This window comes from Corallococcus sp. AS-1-6 (assembly GCF_020037015.1).
GTDB lineage: Bacteria > Myxococcota > Myxococcia > Myxococcales > Myxococcaceae > Corallococcus.
Map to the genome: position 1 here is coordinate 37,635 of NZ_JAIQDE010000003.1, position 20,801 is coordinate 58,435.

General features: G+C 70.3%; 20 protein-coding genes. 10 read left to right on the forward strand and 10 right to left on the reverse strand.

The window, feature by feature from the left end; translation table 11 throughout:
- The gene (locus K8612_RS05575) at positions 1-969 is read left to right on the forward strand and encodes an alpha/beta hydrolase (RefSeq protein WP_223761493.1); all 969 of its coding nucleotides are present in this window, start codon (positions 1-3) and stop codon (positions 967-969) included.
- Here K8612_RS05575 and K8612_RS05580 read toward each other — a convergent pair.
- Positions 950-2,260: a hypothetical protein gene (locus K8612_RS05580; RefSeq protein WP_223761494.1), complete on the reverse strand. Its 1,311-nt coding sequence runs from the start codon at positions 2,258-2,260 to the stop codon at positions 950-952. The genes K8612_RS05575 and K8612_RS05580 overlap by 20 nt on opposite strands.
- On the opposite strand from K8612_RS05580, the gene K8612_RS05585 reads away from it, so the two are divergent.
- Both K8612_RS05585 and mtgA read left to right on the forward strand, forming a co-directional pair.
- Positions 2,247-2,519 carry a hypothetical protein gene (locus K8612_RS05585; RefSeq protein ID WP_223761495.1) on the forward strand — a complete coding sequence of 91 codons (273 nt, stop codon included), beginning with the start codon at positions 2,247-2,249 and terminating at the stop codon, positions 2,517-2,519. The genes K8612_RS05580 and K8612_RS05585 overlap by 14 nt on opposite strands.
- Positions 2,520-2,707: 188 nt before the next feature.
- A complete protein-coding gene (mtgA, locus tag K8612_RS05590; protein WP_223761496.1) occupies positions 2,708-3,595 on the forward strand; it encodes a monofunctional biosynthetic peptidoglycan transglycosylase in 888 nt (295 codons plus the stop codon).
- A gap of 7 nt (positions 3,596-3,602) precedes the next feature.
- Here mtgA and K8612_RS05595 read toward each other — a convergent pair whose 3' ends face one another.
- Together K8612_RS05595 and K8612_RS05600 are read right to left on the reverse strand one after the other, a co-directional pair.
- Positions 3,603-4,970 carry a hypothetical protein gene (locus K8612_RS05595; protein WP_223740469.1) on the reverse strand — a complete coding sequence of 456 codons (1,368 nt, stop codon included), beginning with the start codon at positions 4,968-4,970 and terminating at the stop codon, positions 3,603-3,605.
- A 40-nt stretch (positions 4,971-5,010) separates the two neighbouring features.
- A complete protein-coding gene (locus tag K8612_RS05600; RefSeq protein WP_223761497.1) occupies positions 5,011-5,499 on the reverse strand; it encodes a VOC family protein in 489 nt (162 codons plus the stop codon).
- A gap of 58 nt (positions 5,500-5,557) precedes the next feature.
- On the opposite strand from K8612_RS05600, the gene K8612_RS05605 reads away from it, so the two are divergent.
- The 3 genes from K8612_RS05605 (at position 5,558) to K8612_RS05615 (ending at position 8,452) form a co-directional block, all read left to right on the forward strand.
- The gene (locus tag K8612_RS05605) at positions 5,558-6,460 is read left to right on the forward strand and encodes an endonuclease/exonuclease/phosphatase family protein (RefSeq protein WP_223761498.1); all 903 of its coding nucleotides are present in this window, start codon (positions 5,558-5,560) and stop codon (positions 6,458-6,460) included.
- 155 nt (positions 6,461-6,615) lie between these two features.
- A complete protein-coding gene (locus K8612_RS05610; protein ID WP_223761499.1) occupies positions 6,616-7,047 on the forward strand; it encodes a hypothetical protein in 432 nt (143 codons plus the stop codon).
- A gap of 112 nt (positions 7,048-7,159) precedes the next feature.
- Complete coding sequence (locus tag K8612_RS05615) at positions 7,160-8,452, forward strand: porin (protein ID WP_223761500.1); 1,293 nt, start codon at positions 7,160-7,162, stop codon at positions 8,450-8,452.
- Between the two features lie 36 nt (positions 8,453-8,488).
- On the opposite strand, the gene K8612_RS05620 is transcribed toward K8612_RS05615, so the two are convergent.
- A complete protein-coding gene (locus K8612_RS05620) occupies positions 8,489-10,933 on the reverse strand; it encodes an Ig-like domain-containing protein (protein ID WP_223761501.1) in 2,445 nt (814 codons plus the stop codon).
- 310 nt (positions 10,934-11,243) lie between these two features.
- On the opposite strand from K8612_RS05620, the gene K8612_RS05625 reads away from it, so the two are divergent.
- From K8612_RS05625 to K8612_RS05635, 3 genes are all read left to right on the forward strand, one after another.
- The gene (locus K8612_RS05625; protein ID WP_223761502.1) at positions 11,244-11,690 is read left to right on the forward strand and encodes a hypothetical protein; all 447 of its coding nucleotides are present in this window, start codon (positions 11,244-11,246) and stop codon (positions 11,688-11,690) included.
- Positions 11,687-12,316 (forward strand): hypothetical protein, encoded by a 630-nt coding sequence (locus tag K8612_RS05630; RefSeq protein WP_223761503.1) that lies wholly within the window; start codon positions 11,687-11,689, stop codon positions 12,314-12,316. The genes K8612_RS05625 and K8612_RS05630 overlap by 4 nt, the downstream gene beginning before the upstream one ends.
- Before the next feature lie 92 nt (positions 12,317-12,408).
- Positions 12,409-12,819 (forward strand): Tsi3 family protein, encoded by a 411-nt coding sequence (locus K8612_RS05635; protein WP_223761504.1) that lies wholly within the window; start codon positions 12,409-12,411, stop codon positions 12,817-12,819.
- 89 nt (positions 12,820-12,908) lie between these two features.
- On the opposite strand, the gene bla is transcribed toward K8612_RS05635, so the two are convergent.
- From bla to K8612_RS05660, 5 genes are all read right to left on the reverse strand, one after another.
- Positions 12,909-13,784, reverse strand: a complete 876-nt coding sequence (gene bla, locus K8612_RS05640) for a subclass B3 metallo-beta-lactamase (RefSeq protein ID WP_255671398.1) — start codon at positions 13,782-13,784, stop codon at positions 12,909-12,911.
- 88 nt (positions 13,785-13,872) lie between these two features.
- On the reverse strand, positions 13,873-15,216 hold the full coding sequence (locus K8612_RS05645; RefSeq protein WP_223761505.1) for a sigma-54 dependent transcriptional regulator: 1,344 nt from the start codon (positions 15,214-15,216) through the stop codon (positions 13,873-13,875).
- Positions 15,213-17,348, reverse strand: a complete 2,136-nt coding sequence (locus K8612_RS05650) for an ATP-binding protein (RefSeq protein ID WP_223761506.1) — start codon at positions 17,346-17,348, stop codon at positions 15,213-15,215. The genes K8612_RS05645 and K8612_RS05650 overlap by 4 nt, the downstream gene beginning before the upstream one ends.
- A 202-nt stretch (positions 17,349-17,550) precedes the next feature.
- Positions 17,551-17,748 carry a hypothetical protein gene (locus K8612_RS05655; RefSeq protein WP_223740459.1) on the reverse strand — a complete coding sequence of 66 codons (198 nt, stop codon included), beginning with the start codon at positions 17,746-17,748 and terminating at the stop codon, positions 17,551-17,553.
- The gene (locus K8612_RS05660; RefSeq protein ID WP_223740458.1) at positions 17,717-18,349 is read right to left on the reverse strand and encodes an OsmC family protein; all 633 of its coding nucleotides are present in this window, start codon (positions 18,347-18,349) and stop codon (positions 17,717-17,719) included. The genes K8612_RS05655 and K8612_RS05660 overlap by 32 nt, the downstream gene beginning before the upstream one ends.
- A 440-nt stretch (positions 18,350-18,789) precedes the next feature.
- On the opposite strand from K8612_RS05660, the gene K8612_RS05665 reads away from it, so the two are divergent.
- Entirely contained in the window at positions 18,790-19,293 is a 504-nt protein-coding gene (locus tag K8612_RS05665) for an SRPBCC family protein (protein WP_223740457.1), read from the forward strand.
- 10 nt (positions 19,294-19,303) lie between these two features.
- Here the strand turns inward: K8612_RS05665 and K8612_RS05670 are convergent, their stop codons facing one another.
- Positions 19,304-20,743 (reverse strand): cytochrome c peroxidase, encoded by a 1,440-nt coding sequence (locus tag K8612_RS05670; RefSeq protein WP_223761507.1) that lies wholly within the window; start codon positions 20,741-20,743, stop codon positions 19,304-19,306.
- Positions 20,744-20,801: the final 58 nt, after the last annotated feature.

The window sequence follows — 20,801 nt, forward strand, 5'->3', positions numbered from 1 at the left end:
ATGGCTGAAAATAGCACGAACGTTCGGACGAAGATGGCGCTGTGGGGTGTGCGGGCGGCGGCGCGGAGCCTGGGGGCGGTGTCGCCCGGGCTGGCCACGGCGTGGGCGGAGCGGCTGTTCCTGACACCCCAGCGGCCGCGGCGCTCGCGCACGGCGGAGGCGGTGCTGGCGCGGGGCCAGCCCCGGGTGTTGAAGGTGGAGGGCGAGGAGGTGGCGGTGTGGAGCTGGGGCGAGGGGCCCCGGGTGCTGCTCGTGCACGGGTGGAGCGGCTACGGCGGGCAGCTCACGGCCTTCGTGCAGCCCCTGGTGGACGCGGGGTTCTCGGTGGTGACGTACGACGCGCCGGGGCACGGGGCGTCCTCCGGGCGCACCAGCTCGCTGCCGGAGCTGGCGGGGATGGTGGCGGCGGTGGGAGAGGCGACGGGCGGGCCCTACGCGGTGGTGGCGCACTCGTTCGGCGCGGCGGCCACGGCGGTGGCGCTGCGGGACGGGATGAAGGTGGAGCGCGCGGTCTTCCTCTCGCCGCCCGCGGATCCGCTGGCGGGCATCCGGGCCTTCGCGGACACGGTGGGCCTGCCGGAGGCCCTGTGGCGGCGGATGGCGGCGCGAATCGAGGCGCGCTTCGACATGCGGCTGGCGGACCTGGCGCTGCCTGCCTTCGCGCCAGGGCTGGACGTGCCGCTGCGCATCTTCCACGACGTGGGGGACCGCGAGGTGCCGCTGGAAGCTGGCGAAGCGGTGGCGCGCGCGTGGCCGGGCGCGCAGCTCACGCGCACGGAAGGGCTGGGGCACTTCCGCATCCTCTATGCCCCGGAGGTGCTGTCGCCCGCGGTGGACTTCCTGGCGGAGGGAAGGCCGAGCAATGCCTGGCCCGGCCCCGAGCTGCTGGCGTCGGCGGCGTCCGCGCGAGGGACGCCGCCGCCTGGGGTGGGGCTCGCTGCTCGCGAGGTCAGCCCTCCGAGAGGGTGAGCGACCCGGGCATCTGTCCTCCGCCGTTGTCGAGCTGGAAGACGCTGAGCGCGACCACGCGGTTCGCCACCACGTCGGTGACGTTGTTGGTCTCCGGCGTCAGCAGCAGGGCCAGGGCCTCTTCAGGGGTCGCGGCGTTGGCGACATCCATCACCCAGGACTCCGGCGTGTTGCCCGCGTAGCCGGGGCGGCCCTGCTCGATGGCCGTCAGCCAGTCCCGTGCGAGCTGCTGGACCTGCTGCGCCTCCGCGTGGGTGAAGGACACGGACGCCGTGGAGCCGCTCCCCGTCGTGTTCGGGTAGACGTCCTGGAGCCCGTTCGCGGTCCCGGAGGCCAGGTCCGGCAGCGTGGCCGCATAGGTGTACGTGGACGGGTCCTCGGGGGCCTTCCAGTCACCGCTGACCGAGAAGGTGACGGGCCCCTTGGTGCCCGTGTACTGGAACTCCGTCGGGCCACCGGCGTCGTAGGTCGTGGCGACGTAGACGTTGCTGTCGAGCACGGCCGCGCCCAGGTCGATGCCGAGGGTGACCTCGCGCGTGAGCGTGTCGGAGGCGATCTGCACCGTCGCCGCGTTGGATGTGCCGTGGGCCGGGTCGTTCTTCGGCAGCTCGCCCGTGGCGAGGAAGCGGTCGTAGGCCGCCTGTCCCGCCGACGTGGAGATGTCGAAGTCCACCTGCCGCGAGCTCAACCGCCCCTCCACGCGCCGCGTGTCCGTCGCGCCGAACGCGATGCCGAACACCCCCAGCTTCCCCTCGAGCGTGCGCGACACCGCCTCCGTGGGACCGACGGTGACCCGGACGGTCTTGTCGTCCAGCCGGGTGACGGCGAGCGACATGCCGCTGGCCTTCTCGGTGCGCATCCCCCCGATGGCGCCGAAGATGCCGGCGATGTTCTTGAACGCCACCTCCAGGCCCGTGCCCACGAAGGTCTCTCCGGTGAGCGTCACCGTCGCGCCCACCGGCAGGTTCTGGGGCAGGGACGGGTTGAGCTGCTGGGCGGCCTGCTCGGGCGAGGTGATGCCCGCCGCGGCCGCCGTCGGCAGCGTCACCTGGTAGCTGCCACGCACGCCCGCCTGGGCGGAGCCGGTGACGGTGACCTGCGTCGTTTCCGCCTGGAGCTCTCCCTTCACGCCGACCTCGGCGTCCACGCTGAAGGTCGTCATCGACGCGTCCCGGCTGAAGCCCGCCCCCAGCTCGGTGTACCCGGCGACCTTCATCGAGACGAGGCCCGCGTCCAGCTTCACCCCCGCCTCGAGGCTCGCGCTCCCGGAGATGCCGTTGGAGCCCAGCATCCCCGAGCCACTGGCGGAGAAGTCCCTGGAAGCGGTCGGCTTCGTCAGCATCGGCGTGACGGCGGGGGAGGGCGCGGAGTCCGGCACGTTCAGCGGGTTGCGCTTCGACGCCCCCGGCGTGCTCGCGCTGAAGCTGTCGGTGGGCGCGCCTCCCCAGGACGACGTGCCGCCTGGTGACGGCGGCGGACCGGCGGGGGCCTGCCGCGGTGCGCTCGCGGCTCCGCTGCTGGACGGCTTCACGGTGTTGATGAACGGCTGAAAGCTCCGGATCGGCCACTGCATGTGCACTTCCCCCTCTGAGTCAGACAGAGGGGTTGTCGCGCGTAGCGCCGCAGCGGACGAATTAAGCCGGGTTAAATCCGCGTCCGGCCAAGGGGGCGCCGCCGGGGCCCGTCCCGGCCATCTTCTGGACAGCATGGGTTGATGGAGGCAGATGTAGGCGTAGCCATGACATCCCGTCCGCCCTCTGTGCGCGCCTCCAACGTCCGGACGCAGAAGACGAAGCAGCCCTCCTCCGGTGCCCGGCGTGCCGCGGGGAAGCCGGGGAAGTCCTCCGTCCCGGCCTGGCGTCGCTGGGCGCTCTGCGGGTGGCTGATGCTCGCCCTCTGGTTTGGCGTGGAGGCCGCGCGGCTGCCCGACGTGGGCGCCCTGCGGACGCAGAACCCGCGCACCACCGCGCTGATGGAGCAGCGAGTCGAGGAGGCGCTGGAGACGGGCACGAAGCCTCGCGTGCGCCAGTCCTGGGTGTCGCTGGGCGCGGTGGCCCCGCACGCCGTGGACGCGGTGCTGATCTCCGAGGACGCGCGCTTCTACAAGCACGAGGGCGTGGACTGGACCGAGGTGGAGAACGCCTTCGAGCAGTCAGTGCGCGAGGCGCGCCTGGGGCGCGGCGCCTCCACCGTCACGCAGCAACTGGCGAAGAACCTCTACCTCTCCACGGACCGCAGCCTGCTGCGGAAGGGAAAGGAGTTCCTGCTCGCGCGCCAGTTGGAAACGCACCTGCCCAAGCAGCGCATCCTCGCGCTGTACCTGAACGTCGTGGAGTGGGGAGAGGGCGTCTACGGCATCGAGGCGGCGGCGCGGGAGCACTTCGGCGTCTCGGCCCGGGCGCTCAGCGTGGCGCAGGGCGCGATGCTCGCGGCCATGCTGCCCGCCCCGCGCCGCTGGCTGCCGGCGCAGCGGCCCGAGACCCTGCGCACCCGCGCGGGCGTCATCATCGGCAGGCTGGAGCGCGAGGGGCGCATCAGCGCGGCGCAGGCCCGCGAGGCCCAGGCCGAGCTCTCGCGCTTCTTCGCTGCGCCGCCCACGTCCGGATGGGTGGCCGAGGCGAGCTGAAGCCCCTTCACCGGTAGCGGGCGGGGAGGGCGCGAAGGAACTGCGCGTCCTTCCAATCCCAGACGCGCGAGGGATCCGCGTCCACGTTCGCCGGATAGGAGTTCCAGTTGTGGACGTCGTAGGAGATGGAGGCCCGCCAGTGGACGAACACGCTGAACACGGCCGTCACGACGAGCGCGCCCGCGAGGACGCGGTGCCGTGAAGGGGCCTCCAGGATCGTCTGCACGGGGAAGGCGAGGAAGTACGCGAGGTACGGCAGCACGTCGGTGAAGAAGCGCGGGCCAATGGAGTGCCCGGCCCACCAGATGAAGAAGGACGAGATGGCCGCCCAGTGCAGGACCACGATGAGGGCGAAGGCGACCTCGTAGGGCTCCAGGCTCCGCTGGCGCCACCGCTGGACGAAGCCGACAACGCCCAGCACCAGGAACGGTGAGAAGGTGAAGAGGCCTCGCGAGGGGCTGACGAGGTTGGCGGCCAGGGCCATGAAGAACCGGCCGGCGAGCGGATCCAACGAGTGCCGGTAGTAGGGCGAGAACACCGAGCCGTAGACCGCCAGGTGGTACGCGCAGAAGGGAATCGCCACCAGCGCCGCACCCGCGAAGTAGGCGGGCAACTGGCGGCGGAAGCGCAGGGCCATGAACCCGGTGACCACCAGGACGGTCAATGAGTGCGTGGGCCGGCAGGCGTAGGCGGCCGCGACCCAGAAGCCCAGGAGCAACGCGGTGCGCCCGGTCTGCGCGGGCCGGGCCAGCAGCAGCATGACGCAGGCGATGGTGAGGAGCCCGGGGCCGTGCTGCCAGAGCACCCGGCTCGCGGTGGAGAACGCCGTGGTGCCCAGCCCGAAGAGCAGCACGGTGACGAGCGCCGCTCCCGGAGACACCCGCCTGCGCAGGGTGACGAGCAGCACCGCCGCCGCGGCGACGACGTAGAACGAGGCGATGAGCTGCTCCGTGCGGGCGAAGGCGCTCAGGTCCACCCCGCCGGTCTGCCGGAACAGCGCACGCCACGCGAGCGCCTCGGCGCCGAACGTCCCCAGTCGGGGCAGCACCGGCTCCAGCAGGGAGATCAGCCCTTCCGCCGCGGCCAGGAACGGGAGCGCGGAGACCATCACGCCCGGCGGATACACGTAGTACGTGTGGCCGCCGGCCTCGTTGCGCGCATAGGCCGTCCCCGGGAAGAACGAGCGCCGGAACTCGTCCAGGTCGGTGTTCCCCTCGTGGAGGATGCTGGCCGCCGAGGGGATGGACCACAGCGAGTCCGTCTGCAACCGCGCGTCACTCGTGATGTAGATGCCGAACAAGGCCAGGCACATCAGCCCGAGCGCGAGCGGGGAGGCCGCGAAGCCACCGCGCGATGAGGAGGAAGGGGTCGACACGAACGGATTTCTATCGAATCCGCCGGAAGAACCCCAAGCCTCAACCTCGGCGGGCCGCGTTGATCGCCGCGATGTCGATCTTCTTCATCCCCATCATCGCGGCGAACACCCGCTTGCGCGCGGCCGGATCCGGATCACTCATGCCCTCCGACAGGGCAGTAGGGGTGATCTGCCACGAGATCCCCCACTTGTCCTTGCACCACCCGCACTGGCTCTCCTGCCCGCCGTTGCCGACGATGGCATTCCAGTAACGGTCCGTCTCCTCCTGGTCCTTCGTGCTCACCTGGAACGAGAAGGCTTCGCTGTGCTTGAAGGTGGGCCCGCCATTGAGGCCGATGCAGGGGAAGCCCAACACGGTGAAGTCCACCGTGAGGACATCCCCCTCCTTGCCGTCCGGGAAGTCGCCCGGTGCGTGGTGCTTGGCGCCGACGGAGCTGCCAGGGAACGTGCGGGCGTAGAACGCCGCCGCCTCTTCAGCGCTGTGTTCGTACCAGAGACAGAGGACGGTCTTGTTCACGGGGGTCGTCATGCCCGGGAGTCTAGGAAACATTTTCTCTCAATGGTCGAGAATTGGGGAAATCATGCGAATGACTGCCCGATTCCAACGTCCCCTCCACGCCGGTTCCCCTGACCATGGCGTCCAGAAGGCCGAGGCGCGCCAGAAGCCGGCCGGTCACCTCCAGGGCGCCGCTGACGACCGCTTCGACGCCGGGACCGCCCAGGCCCGCGCGACGGGCGGCAGCGACAGCAAGGGCAAGACCCCGTCCCAGCTCAAGGGCGCCACCTACAACGTCGAGCGCGACCGCAACCCCCAGGACGTGCGGAAGTGGCTGGGCGACTTCGCCAGGAAGAACAAGCTCGACTTCGTCCAGCTCCAGGAGATCAACGGCTACCACAAGGCCCTGGAGAACATCCCCGGCTACCACCTGGTGACCTTCCCCGGCGCCAAGGACCACGGCGAGACGGGCGTCCTCGTCAAGGACAGCCTGCTCCAGGGGCACAAGACCTCCATCCAGGGAGAGGGCGGCGGCTGGACCACCGTGCGCGGCGGCCACGCACCGCCGCGGGCGGCCACCGCGGTCAAGCTCGCGGGCTGGCTTCAGGTCGTCTCGGCCCACCAGCCGCCCTCGGTCGACTGGAAGGGCGGGCAGATCGACGGGCCGAAGAACCGCGTGAGCACCTACAAGTCGCTCTCCGAGAAGCTGCTCGGCTTCGCGAAGCGGAAGATGGAGAAGAACCCCGACGAGGGCCTGCTCATCGGCGGCGACTGGAACGAGCCGGCGTCGACGAAGGGGAAGTGGTCCCCCAACTGGATCGCACGGCAGGCGGGCATGAAGACCCATGGCGGCGTGGAGAGCCACGGCCACGGGAAGATCGACTACGCCATGTCCTACGGGTGCAAGGTCACCAACGTGCGGGCCGGCCCGACCGGCGGCTCGGATCACAACATCGTCCTGTTCACCGTGAGCCGCCCGAAGGGGAAGGGCTGAACCGGTTTGGGCGCGTGGCCTGTGAACCTGGGCTGCTCTGATACACATTGGCTGGAAGAGACGTTCCGCGCGTCCACGAGCGCAATGACACACAGTGCGGGGCGCGGCACAGGGAGGGGTTGTCGGGTGAGCAGGCGGGCCTCTAGGCTCGCCGGATGAACCGACTCCTGGCTGCGCTCGTCCTGCTTCCTTCGATGGCCTTCGGGCAGGTGCGTGTGGACATCGACGTGAAGCTGCCCGACATCGTCTTCTCGACTCCGCCGCCGCTCGTCGTCGTGCAGCCGGGCGTGCAGGTGGTGGAGGACTACGACGAGGACCTCTACGTCGTGGACGATGCGTACTGGGTGCGCCGCGATGGGCGGTGGTACCGGGCGCGCGACTACCGCGGTGGCTGGGTGGTCGTGGAGGAGCGGCGGGTCCCCGTCACCGTCGTCAAGCTGCCTCCGGGCCGTTACAAGCGGTGGAAGCACGCGAAGAAGGGGAACGTGGTGCCCGCGTCGCACCATGAACGGGGCCATGACCACGGGCACGGCCGCGGGCACGATGGCGACCACCACAAGGGCGGCAAGGGCAAGGGCAAGAAGTAGTCTGTCCCGGCCCTGGAAGCGCTGGCGCGCTTGACAGGGTCACTGACACGCGGGGAGGGTGCTCGCCCGACGCACCCTCCAACCCTGGCGCACCCCGCCTGAAAGGTCCCGCGTGTCCGCCTTCTCCGCCGCCCACCTCGCCACCCTGGGGATGCTGCTGCTCACCGCGCCCCCGGCCCGCGCCCAGGCGACCGAGCCCGAAAAGCCCCAGGAGCCCCCCAGCGTCCAGCTCTCCGAGGAGGGCTACGTCTTCTCCACCGCCGACAAGGCCTTCGTGCTGAAGATCCGCGGACAGCTCCAGGGGGACGGCCGCTTCTACCTGGCGGACTCGGACCGGACCGGCACCAACACGTTCCTCATCCGGCGCCTGCGCCCCTTCCTGGACGGGACGCTGTTCGGCTTCGTGGACTTCCGCCTCATGCCGGACTTCGGCGTCAACCAGCCGCTCATCCAGGACGCGTACATCGACCTGCGCCCCGTCGAGTGGCTCAAGCTGCGCGCCGGCCGCTTCAAGACGCCCTTCGGGCTGGAGCTGCTCCAGGCCAACACGGACGTCCCCTTCATCGAGCGCTCGCTCACCTTCGACCTGGTCCCCATCCGCGACGCGGGCCTGCAACTGCACGGCGACATCGCCGGAGGGCGGCTCGCCTATGCGTTCGCGGTGGTCAACGGCGATCCCGACGGCGCCAGCATCGACGTCAACACCGACGACAGCTTCGACCTGGTGGCCCGCGTCTTCGCCCAGCCCTTCAAGGGCGACACCGGCTCCGCGCTCGAGGGCCTGGGCCTGGGCGTCGCCGTCTCCCGGGGCCTCCAGTTCGGCACGCCCTCCGCCACCGTCGCCAACACCGGCCTGGTGCCGCAGCGCAGCACCGGCCAGGAGATCATCTTCAGCTTCCTGAACAACGGCACCGTGGGCCCCACCGTCGTCGCGGACGGAGAGCACGTGCGTCTGTCGCCCCAGGGCTCCTTCTACTGGGGCCCGGTGGGCCTGCTCGCGGAGTACGTCCTGTCGTCCCAGGAGGTGCGGGTGGGGGACCAGCGCGCGCGCCTGCGCCACCACGCGTGGCAGGCGTATGCGTCGTATGTGCTGGGCGGGGACGCGTCCTTCACGGGCCCCAAGCCCCACCGCCCCTTCGACCCCAAGACGGGCAAGGGCGGCGCCCTGGAGATCTCCGTGCGCTACCAGGGCCTGGACATGGACGACGACGCGTTCCCCGTCTTCGCGGACCCCACCCGCTCCGTGAGCCAGGCCCGGGGCTTCGGCGTCGCCACGCTCTTCGCCCTCAACCGGCGCGTGCGCGTCGCGCTGAACTACCACCGCACGGACTACGTGGGCGGGGCGCTGGACGGGGACCGGGAAGCAGAGAACGTCGTGCTGTCCCGGTTCCAGGTCGCGTTCTGAGCCACGGGCGGGGGCTCCCTCGGGAGCCCCCACGCCTCAGGGCTCTTGTTGCGGTTGCAGCGTCCAGGTGAAGGTGGTGTCCGCGTAGGTGAACGTCGTGGACAGCTCGCCATTGGGCTTCGCCAGCGGCAGTAGCAGACCGTCATCCGTGAGGAGGATGTTCCCGGGGGCATCCTTCACCGGCCCCCGGCAGTCCGTGCCGCCGCTCAGGGCGACATCCACCAGGCGTCCATCCCCGATCGCCGCCGTGTACGCGCGCGAGGCGTGCGACAGCCACGACTGGATGTCGGGGTCCGGTGACGTCAACTCGTTGAAGGGGTTCATCAACATCACCCCGCCCGAGGCGACCAGCGAGTACTTCGTGGGCCCGTGCGTGTACCGGCACTTGCCGGACGTGTAGTCGATGTCGAGCGTGAAGTCGCCCGAGGCCAGCATGATCAGGAAGGCCCCCAGCCGCTTCGTGTGCGGGAAGCTCGGGTGATCATAGTCCGCGCTCGAGAAGTCACCCAGCGCCTGGAACTCCAGGTTCGCGTCGATGATCTTCCCCGGCCCCGACCAGCCGCTCCCCTTCAGGACCGCGTTCGTGGTGCCCTTGTACTTCCAGCAGCCCAGGTTGCTGCGCTTGAGGTAGGGCTTCTTCGCCGCCTTCAGGCTCCCGCCGCCGCCGGGCTGGAACTTCGCGTTGCTGGTGATGATGATCAGGTCCTGGACCCGCTGCGCCTTCAGGTCGCGGCAGAAGCCCACGTACTCGTAGTTGCTCAAGTCCTCCTCGTGCCACGCCCCGCTCGCGTCGTTCCAGAGCGCGAGCACCTTCACCGGCTCATTCGACTCGGTGACGTTCTTGAACCACCCGTTGTGGAAGAGCATGGAGCGCGTGTTCGGGTCGCTGAACGTGAAGTGCTCGTAGTGGTTGGACAGGTTCTTCAGCTCGTCGTGGAGCTCTTCCTTGTGCTCGGGCGCGCCGCCCAGGTCGCCGTTGAGCGCGTGGGACTTCACCTTCTCCGTGAGCTGGTCCCACTTCGTGAAGGACTCCGCCTTGGCGTCGATGGGCGCCTGGTTCCAGAGCACCTTCGCGAACTCCGGCCAGACCTTCTCCAGCTTGCCGGGAACCGCGGAGTCCACCGCGGTGAGGCTGGAGGTCTCCGTGGTCAGCTTCTCCAGCGCCGCCACCACGAAGTTCGGGCCGTGCTTCTTCGCGATGTATTGGAAGAACAGGTAGGCGCCGTAGTCGCGCCCAGCCCCGCTGCCCGCTCCCGCGGAGGTGCAGTGGCCCGGAGAGCGGTCCTCCAGGGACAGGTCCGGGCTGCTCATGAAGCAGCCGGCGTAGTCGTGCTCGAGCTGCGGCTTCTGTCCATACACATGGTCGATGGCCCAGTTCGCGGTCGCGTCGCGGATCCATCCGTAGCTGGCCTGCGAGCCCTTCGTTTTGTAGGACCACTGGATGGCGTGCATCAGCTCGTGCGCCGCCGCGCCCTTGAGATCGTCACCGGTGAGCCCGTCCGACAGCAGGATGTAGGTGGCGGCCTGCGTGTTGTCCAAGCCCTCCGGGAGGGTCAAGCCCCGGCCGCCCATGTTGGGCGTCAGGTAGATGTCGAGCTGGGGGCTTCCTCCGTTGCAGGCGTAGGCCCCATCGGAGAGCGGCTCCTTGAGCCCCAGCGCCATCAGCTTCGGCCAGATCTCCTTTTCCATCGCCTCGTCGAGGAGGACGGCCTGCTCGCGCTGCCCCGGAACGGCGTACTTGTACCAGACCTTCACCTTCGAGAAGGACTTCGAAGGGGAGTCCCAGTGCTCGGAGCTGGGGCGGCAGGTGGGCCGCGCCATGCTGCGCAGCCGGGTGTCGGGCAGGGGCGCGTTGAGCCAGCTCCCCGGGTCATCCGGGCGCAGCATGTACATCCCGAGCGCCTCCTGCATCGGCGCGGAGAGCGCATCGAAGCGCGCGTGAAGCTCCTCGAGCGGGGTGGCGTCGAAGCCCGGCTCGACCCGGGCCTTGTACTGGAGGGGCAGCCGGGGATCGCCGAACGCGGCGTAGACCCGGTAGGCCAGCAGCTCCTCGTCGTTGATGAGGCCCGCCTCATGCGCGGACGTCAGGACCTCGTCGCTCGACGGGCGGGACGGGTCGTCCGGCATCACGACCACGGTCAGGGTCGTGCTCACCGAGCCCACCTTGGCGGTGATGACCGTGCCGCCGGGGGCCACGCCCGTGACCCGGCCCTGGGTCACCGTGGCGTACTCGGGCAGGTAGGAGGACCAGGTCACCTGGACGTCCCTGAGCGCGTGGCCGCTGTCGTCGAGCGCCTGGGCGGTCAGGGTCAGCGTTTCGCCCACCAGGAGCGTCGCTCCGTTCGGCGTGAGGGTGAGCGCGGCGACCTTGTCGTTGTCGGCGCCCTCTCCAGGCGTCGGATCCGGCTCGGTGGAACCACAGGCGAGAACGAACGTGAGCAGGCAGAGCGCGAGCCGGCGGGCTCCATGAAACACAGGCATTTCCAGGCCTCGGGATGTCGAGCCGCGGGGTGCGGGCAACAACCCATCTTATCGGCCTGGCTCCAGGAGAAGTTTCTAAAAACATTCAAGCCGCGCCGATGACTGTCGTTGCCTGGGAGGCCACAGTTGCCTGACAGGCAACTGTGGCCCGTGCGGCAAACAAGCAGATCGTATCAATGGGGCGGGAGGTGAGTTCGGATCATGTTTGGAGCCGTGGTCCTGCCTGACCCAGAAGACCTGGCTGCGACAATGGCATATTGTTGGAGTGGTTCAGGACGTCTATTACGCTCGCTCAAGGAGCTTCTTGCGCATGCCGGGCATCGCCGAGCAGATCGAGTCCAGGCTCTCCTATAGCTGGCGTGACTGGGCCGTCACGCGGACGGAGCAGCGTGAAGTGGTTGCCCTGCTGCGCCGTGACAGCAGACTGTCCGCGACGCTCACGGAGCTGAATCGGCGCGGGTCGATGAAGCTGTTGATTCGTCGGGTGGACGAGCCCGAATTACGCCGCGAAATGCTCGACATTCTGGCCGTCCATGCGGATGCGTCGAATGCCGACATCATCCGCGGTGAATTGGCCGACCTTGATGTGCAGGTGGCCGGCGGACCTGGCGGAGCGGCCAGTTCAACCATCGCCGAGGAACTCTGGCAGGTTCGCTTCAATCTGATCCGGCTGGGGGTGCCCACCGTGGGTGGGTTGTTTTCTGACGTGCGATCCTGCCTCAATACCTTGCCAGTCTCAGCGCGAGCGACCGGGTGAGCCAGGCAGAACTGCTGCTCAGGCGCCCGATCACCACGGTCATGCCAGGTATCTGGGGCCCCCGGCCTCCCTCGCGCGCGGAGGTGCTCAAAGTCGCAGCGCGTCACCACGGTCACGAGCCAGCGCTGGTCGCTGCCTTCCTGCTGTCCGAGCAGCGCGACCAGTCAGGGTTGGAGGATGCCAAGGACTACGCTTCCGCGACCAGCCTGATGGCGCACAATGCCTCTCTGGGCCTGGGACAGGTCGTCGTCTCGACTGCTACACGTCACAAACTTCTGTCTGACGCGATCTCCAATGAGACGATGCGGAACTCCTCCCACGCCAAGACCGCGCGCCTGCTGATTGACGATGCCCTCAATATTTTCGCGGTCGCGAAGTACCTGCGCATCGTGGCCGACGAAGGAGCGCGGCGCGGCATTGGCAAGCTCCCGGTCACTCAATCAGCGTATCCGGGCATCGACATGAGCGCCTATGGGAGGCGCTTCGCGGCCTTGCCCGCCGACAACATCCGCGCACTCGGGTCCGAGTACACCAGCCGGGCCTGGGACGATGTTGTGTCCGTGGGATGGGGTGAGTTCGTCTTCGAAGCCTATCGCGACGTCAAGGCAGCGAGGGTTCTTCCATGACGCTGGGAAGGCATTCCGCAACCCATCGTGTGGTGGGTGTCTTGGCTCTCCTCTCGCTGTGGATGCCCGGTTGCCGGGAAGAGGCTCCCCCCATGACCACTCTGCGCATTCATCCACCCGTGGCGGGGTATGAGCTCCGGCTTGCTCCCCAATACGAAGCCAAGACACGCGAGCGCGGCTGGGGCCTCACACAGGCTTCAGGGGCCCAGGAGACCCGCGAGCCGCTCCAGATTGCTGTCGACATCATCGCGAGCCCCGCCCCGGATGATGGAGCGACTGTGCGGGTGGGTGAACGGCGGTTGCGGCGCTCGGTGGAAACCTCCGAGGGCGGATCCAGCGGGGACGCCGTGACCCTGACCTATGTCGAGGTTCTGGAGCCCGACTCCGTCCGCTACCAGCAGGTGCGCTTCTCCGACGGCCCGACCCCGCGTTTCGAGTTGGACGATTTGATCCGCCGCCAGGGGCTCCTGGTGGTGAAGACCTCTCCAGGCCAGGCGCACTGAAGAGTACGGGACTTGAGCCCGGGGCAGGGCGATGGCAGCCCCCAGGCAGGACGCGCTGTCAGCCTGGGCAGGGACCGCCTGCGCGTGTCTCAGCGTGCCTTGCGGCGCTCCTCGGTCAACTGCGTATTGAGGCCGCGCTCGGCGGCGTCCGCGTAGGCCTTGCAGCCCATCGCCTTGGCGCCAGCCGCGTCTCCGGCCGCGTAGTCCCAGCCGCTGGAGTCCGGATGTGGGGTCAGCAGCACATCGCAGGGCAGGGCGCGCACGGTAGCGAAGCTGCGCCGGTAGTCCTCGACGATGCGCGGGTAACGCGGGTTGGCCAGCAGTTGATACCCGGGGGCGGAGAGGCTGTCCGCGTAGGCCAGGCGGACCGGCTTGCCATCCCGCGTGTCGGTCCACGTCCAGGCGATGCTGCCCGGGGTGTGCCCCGGCACGAAATGCGCGGTGAACCCGACGCCGCCCAGCGTGACGACCTCGCCGTCCATCACCACGCGATCCACCACGGCCGGCGGGAAGACGATGTCATCGCCGAAGTGCAGGTCGTCGCTGCCTCCGCGCGCCAGCAGGACCGCCGACTCGGCGCTGGCCACGATCCGCGCGCCCGTGCGGCGCTTCAGCGCGGCGAAGGGGCCGGCGTGGTCCGCGTGCGCGTGGCTGCTCAATAGCAGGCGCACGTCATGCGGCGCGAAGCCGCGACGCTTCACGTTGGCCAGCAGGTGCTCGGCCATCTGCGGCATGCCCCCATCCAGCAGCACGATGCCGTCCGGGGTCTCCACCAGCAGGGCGCTCAGCCCCTCGGTGCCGATCTGCCAGGTGTGGTCGGCGATGCGCAGCGGCTGCATGGGCCGCAACCAGGACGCCTTGACGGTATAGGCCTCCAACTGCGGCAGCGTCGTTGGCTCGGCGGCGGTGGCGGTGGCGTGCAGCAGGCAGGCGGCGAGGGCGCGGGTGAGGGTTCGGAGACGCATGGCGGCTGGGGATACGAAAAGAGGAGTGAACCCCGAGCATGCCAGAAGTCCCGAGCCCCCTCCGGCCGGAGGCCCTCGCGCACCGCGGTCAGCCCCCCTTGTGCTGCCAGCCCTTGAGCTTCGCGTAGAGCGAGCTGCGGGAGATGCCCAGCTTCGTCGCCGCGCGCTCCACGTGGCCGCCCTCGCGCGCCAGCACGCGCTCGATGTGGCGGTGCTCCAATTCCTCCAGCGTGAGGTCCTCGCCCAGCGGCTCCTCCACGGGCAGGAGCGACTCGAAGCGCAGGGCGCTGCGGGACAGCCGCGACGTGCCGGACAGGAGCACCGCGCGCTCCAGCACGTTGCGCAGCTCGCGGATGTTCCCCGGCCAGCCGTAGGCCATGAGGGCCCGCTCCGCGTCGGGCTCCAGCTCCACCTGGCCGCGGCCCCGGTGCGCGCCCATCTCCGCCAGGAAGTGGCTCGCGAGCACCGGCACGTCCTCCGCGCGCTCGCGCAGGGGCGGCACGTGGAGGATGAGTGTGCTGATGCGGAAGTACAGGTCGCTCCGGAAGCGCTTCTCCCGCGCGGCCACCTGCAGGTCCTGGTGCGTGGCGGCCACGAGCCTCACGTCCACGCGCCGGTCCTTCACGTCCCCCAGGCGCCGGAAGCGCTTCTCCTCCAGCACCTTGAGCAGCTTGGGCTGGACGGCCACGTCCATGTCGCCAATCTCGTCCAGGAACAGCGTGCCCCGGTCCGCCACCTCCAGCAGGCCCTGCTTCGCGGCCACCGCGCTGGTGAAGGCGCCCTTCTCGTGGCCGAACAGCTCCGAGTCCAGCAGGTCCTTGGACAGCGCCGCGCAGTTCAGGTCCACGAAGGGGGCCTCCTTGCGCGGTCCCCCTTCATGCAGCCAGCGCGCGAGCACGCTCTTGCCGCTGCCCGTCTCGCCCGTGACGAGCACCGGGCTGTCGCTGTCGCGCACGCGCTCCGCCTGGTCGCGCAGCGCGCGGATGGCGGGGCTGTTCCCCAGGAACGGATCCACCTGCGTGCGCACCGCGCGCGAGCGGTCCGCCAACAGCCGCTGCCGCTCGCGCCGCTGGGCCACGAGCCGCTCCAGCACCACCTTCAGCACCGCCAGCTCCAGCGGCTTGGTGAGGAACTGCTCGGCGCCTTCCTTCACGGCCTGCACCGCCAGCTCAATGGAGCCGTGCCCGGTCAGCACCACCAGGGGCACCGCGGCGTCCAGCTCCTTGAGCCGGGGTAACAACTCCAGCGCCGTGCCATCCGGCAGGCGGTAATCGATGACGGCCACGTCGGGCCGGTGCGTGCGGAAGCCCTCCTGGGCCTCGGCCACGCTGGTGGCTTCGTCCACGTCGAAGCCGTGCTGGGTGAGGTAGCCCTTCATACCCAGACGGACGCCGGGCTCGTCGTCCACGAGCAGGATGCGGGTGCGAGTCATGACACCTGTGACTGCGGAGTTGTGCCGGTGTCGCCGGCGGGGGAAAGGGCCGGCAGCAGGATGGTCACCTCCGCGCCTCCCTGGGGGTGATTGGACAAGCGGATGCGCCCCTGGTGTTCCTCCAGGATGCGCTGGACGATGGACAGCCCCAGCCCGGTCCCTCCTCGACGCTTGCTGAAGAAGGGCTCGAAGACGTGGGGCAGGTCCTCGCTCCTGAAGCCGGGCCCGCCGTCATGGACGGTGCAGCGTACCCACGGGCGCCCCGCCTCCTCCACGGCCTCCGCGGTCACGTGAACGGTAGTGCCTTGGGGCGAGTGCTGCACGGCATTCTCCACCACGTTGCGGAAGACATGGAACAGGCGGCGCGCGTCCATGCGCACCGGAGGGAGCGCCTCCGCCACCTCGCGCGCGAGCTTCACGGCCGCCTTGTCGCTGGTGAGCGTGCAGGCGGACAGGGCGTCGGCGACCACCGCGCCCACCGCGCCGTCCGTCCACTCGCCCCGCGTGGGGCGGCCGTACTCGAATAGCTCCTGGGTCAGGTGCGTGAGCCGGCGCACCTCGCCGCGCAACACGTCCAGATACGGCTTCAACTCCGGCTGGGCGCCGTAGGTGGCCTCCACCGCGTCCACGACCGCGGAGATGGAGAAGAGGGGGTTGCGCACCTCGTGGGCCACGCCCGCGACGATGGCGCCCATGGCGGCCATCGTCTCACTGCGGCGCACGTGCGCCTGCAACTCCAGCAGCCGGGTGACCTCCGTGGCCACCAGGATGATGCGAGCGTCCTCGCTCGCCTTCTCGTCCACCCAGGCGGCCGACAGCTCCCAGGTGCGGTGGGACTCTGGATCGTGCACCTGCCGGCTGGTGCTGCCGTGCGTCGCGTGCAGCTCCTCCACCAGCGGTCCCGCGCTGGACCAGGGCGGCGCCCCGGCGGTCACGGAGAGCGGCTGGCCGGAGGGGTCCGCCTCCCGGAAGAGCACGCGGGCCGCGTCGTTGAGCCGGTGGATGATGCCCTCCGCGCTCAGCACCAGCAGCGGCGAGGACACCGCGTCGAAGGTGCGGCGCCACTCCGTCGCGGAGCGGCGGAAGCTGTCATTCAACCGCTGGCGAAGGTCGTCCGCGAGCCGCCGGTCGGTGACGTCCGTGACGACGCAGCCCAGGTGCACGCCGCCCCGGTCGTCCAGGCCGGAGGCCGCGGCGCGGCTGCGCACCCAGCGCACGCGCCCGTCCGCGCAGATGATGCGGTGTTCGATCTCAACCTCGGTGCTAGGGGCCAGGGCCAGCGACTCGATGCACTCGCGGTAGCGCGTCCGGTCCTCCGGGTGGATCATCTCCGCCCACAGCGGCGAGGGTGTCCCCTCCGGGCCGCCGCCGGTGGTGAAGGCGCTGGCCGGATAGCCGGTGGTGCGCTCCACGACGGGCGTGCAGTAGAAGTCACGCAGCACGCCGTCCCGCAGCTTCCCACCCCACAGGTAGTCCGGCAGCGACCGCGTGAGCACGTCCAGGCGCCCCTCGTGCTCCTGGAGGGACGCCTCCGCGCGCATCCGCTCGGTGACCTCCGACAGGGACGCGATGACGCCCAGCACCGCGCCGCCCGAGCCGCGCACGCGCGAGTAGCTCCCGAACCAGAAGCGCGTCTCGCCGGGCGCGGCGGGCGTCTCCACCTGGAGGCTGAGGTCCTGCAGGGGCGCGTCCGACTCCAGCGCGCGGGCGAGCCGGGGCGCGAGCGCGGTGCCCAGCGCCGGCAGCACCTCCGCGACGTGGCGGCCCAGGTGCGCCTTCACCGGCAGGCCGTTCATCGCGGCGAGCGCGGCGTTGACGTGCACGTAGCGCAGGTCGCGGTCGTAGAACGCGAAGCCCACCGGCGTGATGTCCATCACCGCGTCGCGCAGCGCCCGCGCGTCATCCGCCTGCTGAAGCAGCCGTGCGCACTCGCGCTCGCTCCGGGCCAGCTCGCGGAGCGCGGCCGCCGCGCCCACCGCCGCAAGCGCGAACGCGCTCACCGCCAGCACGGCGACGCGGACACCCGGGGACTGGCTCCCGCTCCAGGCCCCGGCCAGGCCCATGATCACCGCGCACGCGGCGGCGCCGGCCAGGATCCGGAGGCGGTGATGGGGCGGGGAGGGTGTGAGCATGGCGCGAGACGAGCGCGGCTCACTTTATGGTTCCTCGCATCGACTTGCATTGCCGCGCGACTGCGTCCAACGCAGTCATTGGACGAAGGTCCAGGGAGACCCGTCACGGCTCTCCCTCTCGGTGAACGCGCTCGAACGCTGGGTGGGGCCGTATCGTGGAAACCCCTGATGCCGCGCGGCACGGCCGCTTCCGGCCAGGCGCTCACGCGATGATCTTCGGCGGCCCCGGATGGTCGGGGTCGTGCGCCGGCGGGTCCTGGATGCCCGGCTCCACCTCCGGGTCCTGCTGGGGCGGAGGCGGTTCCCGGCGCCGGGGCTCGCCGGGCGGTGGATCCTTCTCCGGCGTGGGCGGCCGGGGCGGCTCGATCTCAGGCGTGGGCTTCGGTTCCGGCTCCTTCACCGGCTTCGTGGGCGGGTTCGTCTGTGGATTCGTCGGCATGTCCTCCCACACTGCGCACGCCGCTCTCCCAGGGAACCACCGCGTCCGCTTCGCCGGAGGCGGCTGCGTGGTTTTCGACAGGTGCGGTGGCGTCCTCGCGACGGGAGTGGGCCCAGACCTCCACCACCGGCTCGATGCGCGGGGTGAGCTGGAGCATGGAGCTGGGGAAGCACCGCGCCGGCAGCCGGGCGAAGACCTCGCGCGCGTCCTCCGCCTCCCTCAGGCTGGCCACGGCGACGTGCGGCCGGACGATGAGGTCCGTGAAGTGGGCGGCCTCTTCAGGGCTCCCGCTCACCAGCCGGGCCGTGGCGGAGCTCTGGTAGAAGAGCACGCCCACGCCTGCCTCCCGCGCCCCGTCCAGGAACGCGTGCAGCGTGCGCCCCTCCACCGCGCCCACGAGCAGCGCCTCCGGGTCCCACCGCCCGTCCTCGGGCCCGCCGTCCTGGCCGCACAGCGGGCGGCCAATCGGAACGGGGGGCGCACGGTCGCTCGTCAGCACCGCGCCCCGGTCTCCCTGCCAATAGAGGCGCGTTTCGTACTCGGTGATGGAAGCGGAGGTCATCGGGCATCTCCTCGGCAAGGGGGCATGCGCCATGCGCCTTCAACAGCCATGCCGGGACAATGCTTCACATCCCGCCAGCCCATGCCCTGGAGGGCGAGTCTCCCCAGGTGGGCCGGTGATCGCGGGGCCACACGCAGACTGACCCGGGATGCGGAGCGCTTACAACAGCCCTTTCGGACGATTCCGGCTCCGCTGCTCTTGCTCCACATCACGCGCCTCAATGCCTGACATGGGGGGCGGCATGAATGCGATGCGATGCGGTGGGGCAGCGGGTCCGTTGACTGTATGGCTTTACGAGGGCTTCCAGGGCCGCACGGCCTGAGGGGAGCGCGCTCCACTCATGGGGGCACGCGCTGCGCCCGGAGGCCCGCCGGTGGACGGTGGGGCTCCCTCCAGTCGCATGGCCGCCCCCGGGGTGAAGCCCCTTCTTGAGCATGTCCATGCAAGATCGACGTGAGGCACTGATGGCCGAGGCGTATGCGAGTCAGCTCATCCAGGCACCCGCGGACGTGGTCTGGGACCGCGTGGGAGGCTTTGACAGCCTTCCCCGCTGGCACCCGGGCGTCGTCTCCAGCGAGCGGGTGACGCGTCCCGACTCCGGCCCCCTGCGCAGGCTCACCACGCGCGATGGCGAGGTGTACCTGGAGGCGCGCCTGGCGTACGACCCGAACGCGCGCAGCTATGCGTACGAGATGGTGGAGGGCCCGCTGCCCGTGCGCGACTTCGTGGCGAAGCTTCGGGTGACGCCGGTGACGGCGACCGGGCAGACCTTCGTGGAGTGGCACGCGACCTTCAGGCTGGCCCCCGGGCACGAGGGCGAGGCGGCGGCGCTGGCCCAGTGGATCCGCGAGGAGTTCTTCGCGCGGGGCCTGCGGGGGCTGGCGCACACCTTCCTGCCGCCTCCGCCCCGGGTGCCGGCGCCGGAGCTGGAGTGGCGGCGCTGAGGGGCGGCGCTCACAGCCGCTGGAGGAAGCGCAGCAGGTCCCGCTTCTGCGCGGGGCCGAGCGACTCCGGCGGCCCGCCCGGGAACTCGGGCGGGTGCACCGGCGGCGCGCCCACGGAAGGGATGCCCGGGAGGATGAAGCGGCTGTAGGTGTCCACCGTCTCCGCGAGCGTGGCGTGGCTGTTGTCGTGGAAGTACGGCGCGGTGCGGGCAATGCCTCGCAGGGACGGCACGTCGAAGGCCTCGAACTCCGCGGGGTCGCCGCTGATCAGCGCGCGTCCGGGGTCGGTGGAGTACCACTGCGCGGCGAGCGCGGGGCCCACGATGGGCGCGCCGTTCTCATCCAGCGCGGGGTTGATGTCATCCGGATCGCCGCTCGCGGTGACCGGGATGGGGGGCAGGTCGGTGACGGCGTGCTGGCGCGTGCCGTCCGTGTAGAAGCGGAAGCGGTACTGGGGGAAGTCGACGGACGCGTTGTACTGGGGCACGACGCCGCGCTGGCCCAGGTAGGTCATGTAGGCGTACCCGGCGTTGAGGAACTCGCTGTGGGGGCGGGGGACGCGCACGGGTTCGGGCGGGCGGCCGGGCGTGACGGTGTACTGGATGTTGCCGTCGGGCTTGAGCGCGTAGAAGAGGGCGTCGTGCGTGGCGCGGTTCACGATGCGGTTGCGCGTGCGGTCGCCGTGGCAGGCCTCGCAGGCCAGGTTGTAGACGTCGCGGCCCCGCCGCTCGGAGGCGTCGAGCACGAGCAGGGCGTCCGGATCCGGGATGGCGCTCAGCGGCCAGCCGCGCTCCAGCAGCTCCGACACGAAGCGGGCGCGCGGGGAGCTGAACACGCCGCGCTCGAACGCGGCGATGCGCTGGAGCACGGCCGGCGCCACCGTGCCGCCCTCGCTGTGGCTGGTGACGGCGCTCTGGGCCTGGGTGACGAGGTCGGTTTCGCGGCCGTCGAACTGGAAGGGGCCGGAGAAGCCGGTGTCGGCGATGCTGGGCACGGCGCGCCAGACGGACACCTTGCGGTCCGGGGCGGTGATGACGTTCCCCTGCACGTCGATGACGTCCATGTTCGCGGGGAGCGGGAGCACCACGCGCACCAGGCCCTTCTTCAGGTGCTCGTAGGTGGGCACGGGGGCCGTGGGGTCATCCGCGTCGATGCGGTTGAACAGCGGATCCGCGGGGTTCCGGGCCCAGAGTTCCTCCACGTGCTCGGGCGTGAGGGTGGTGTCGTCCGCGAGCACGTGGCACGTCGCGCAGGAGCGCCCGTTGGTGCCGGGCAGGGCCTCCTGGAAGTGCCTCCTGCCGGCGGCGGCCTGGGCCACGGACGCCAGCTCCGCCTGGGACGTCGCGGGCTCGGCGGTGGCGTCCACGGAGGCCGCGGTGTCGGTGCAGCCCGCGAGCCCGGCGAGCGCGAAGGCGCCCAGGGTGCTCGCGATGAGTCGATGCCCTGCCATGTGTTCCCCTCCCGGTTGCTGCGATGGGAGGGGAACACCGCGCGCCCCGCTTCGTGTC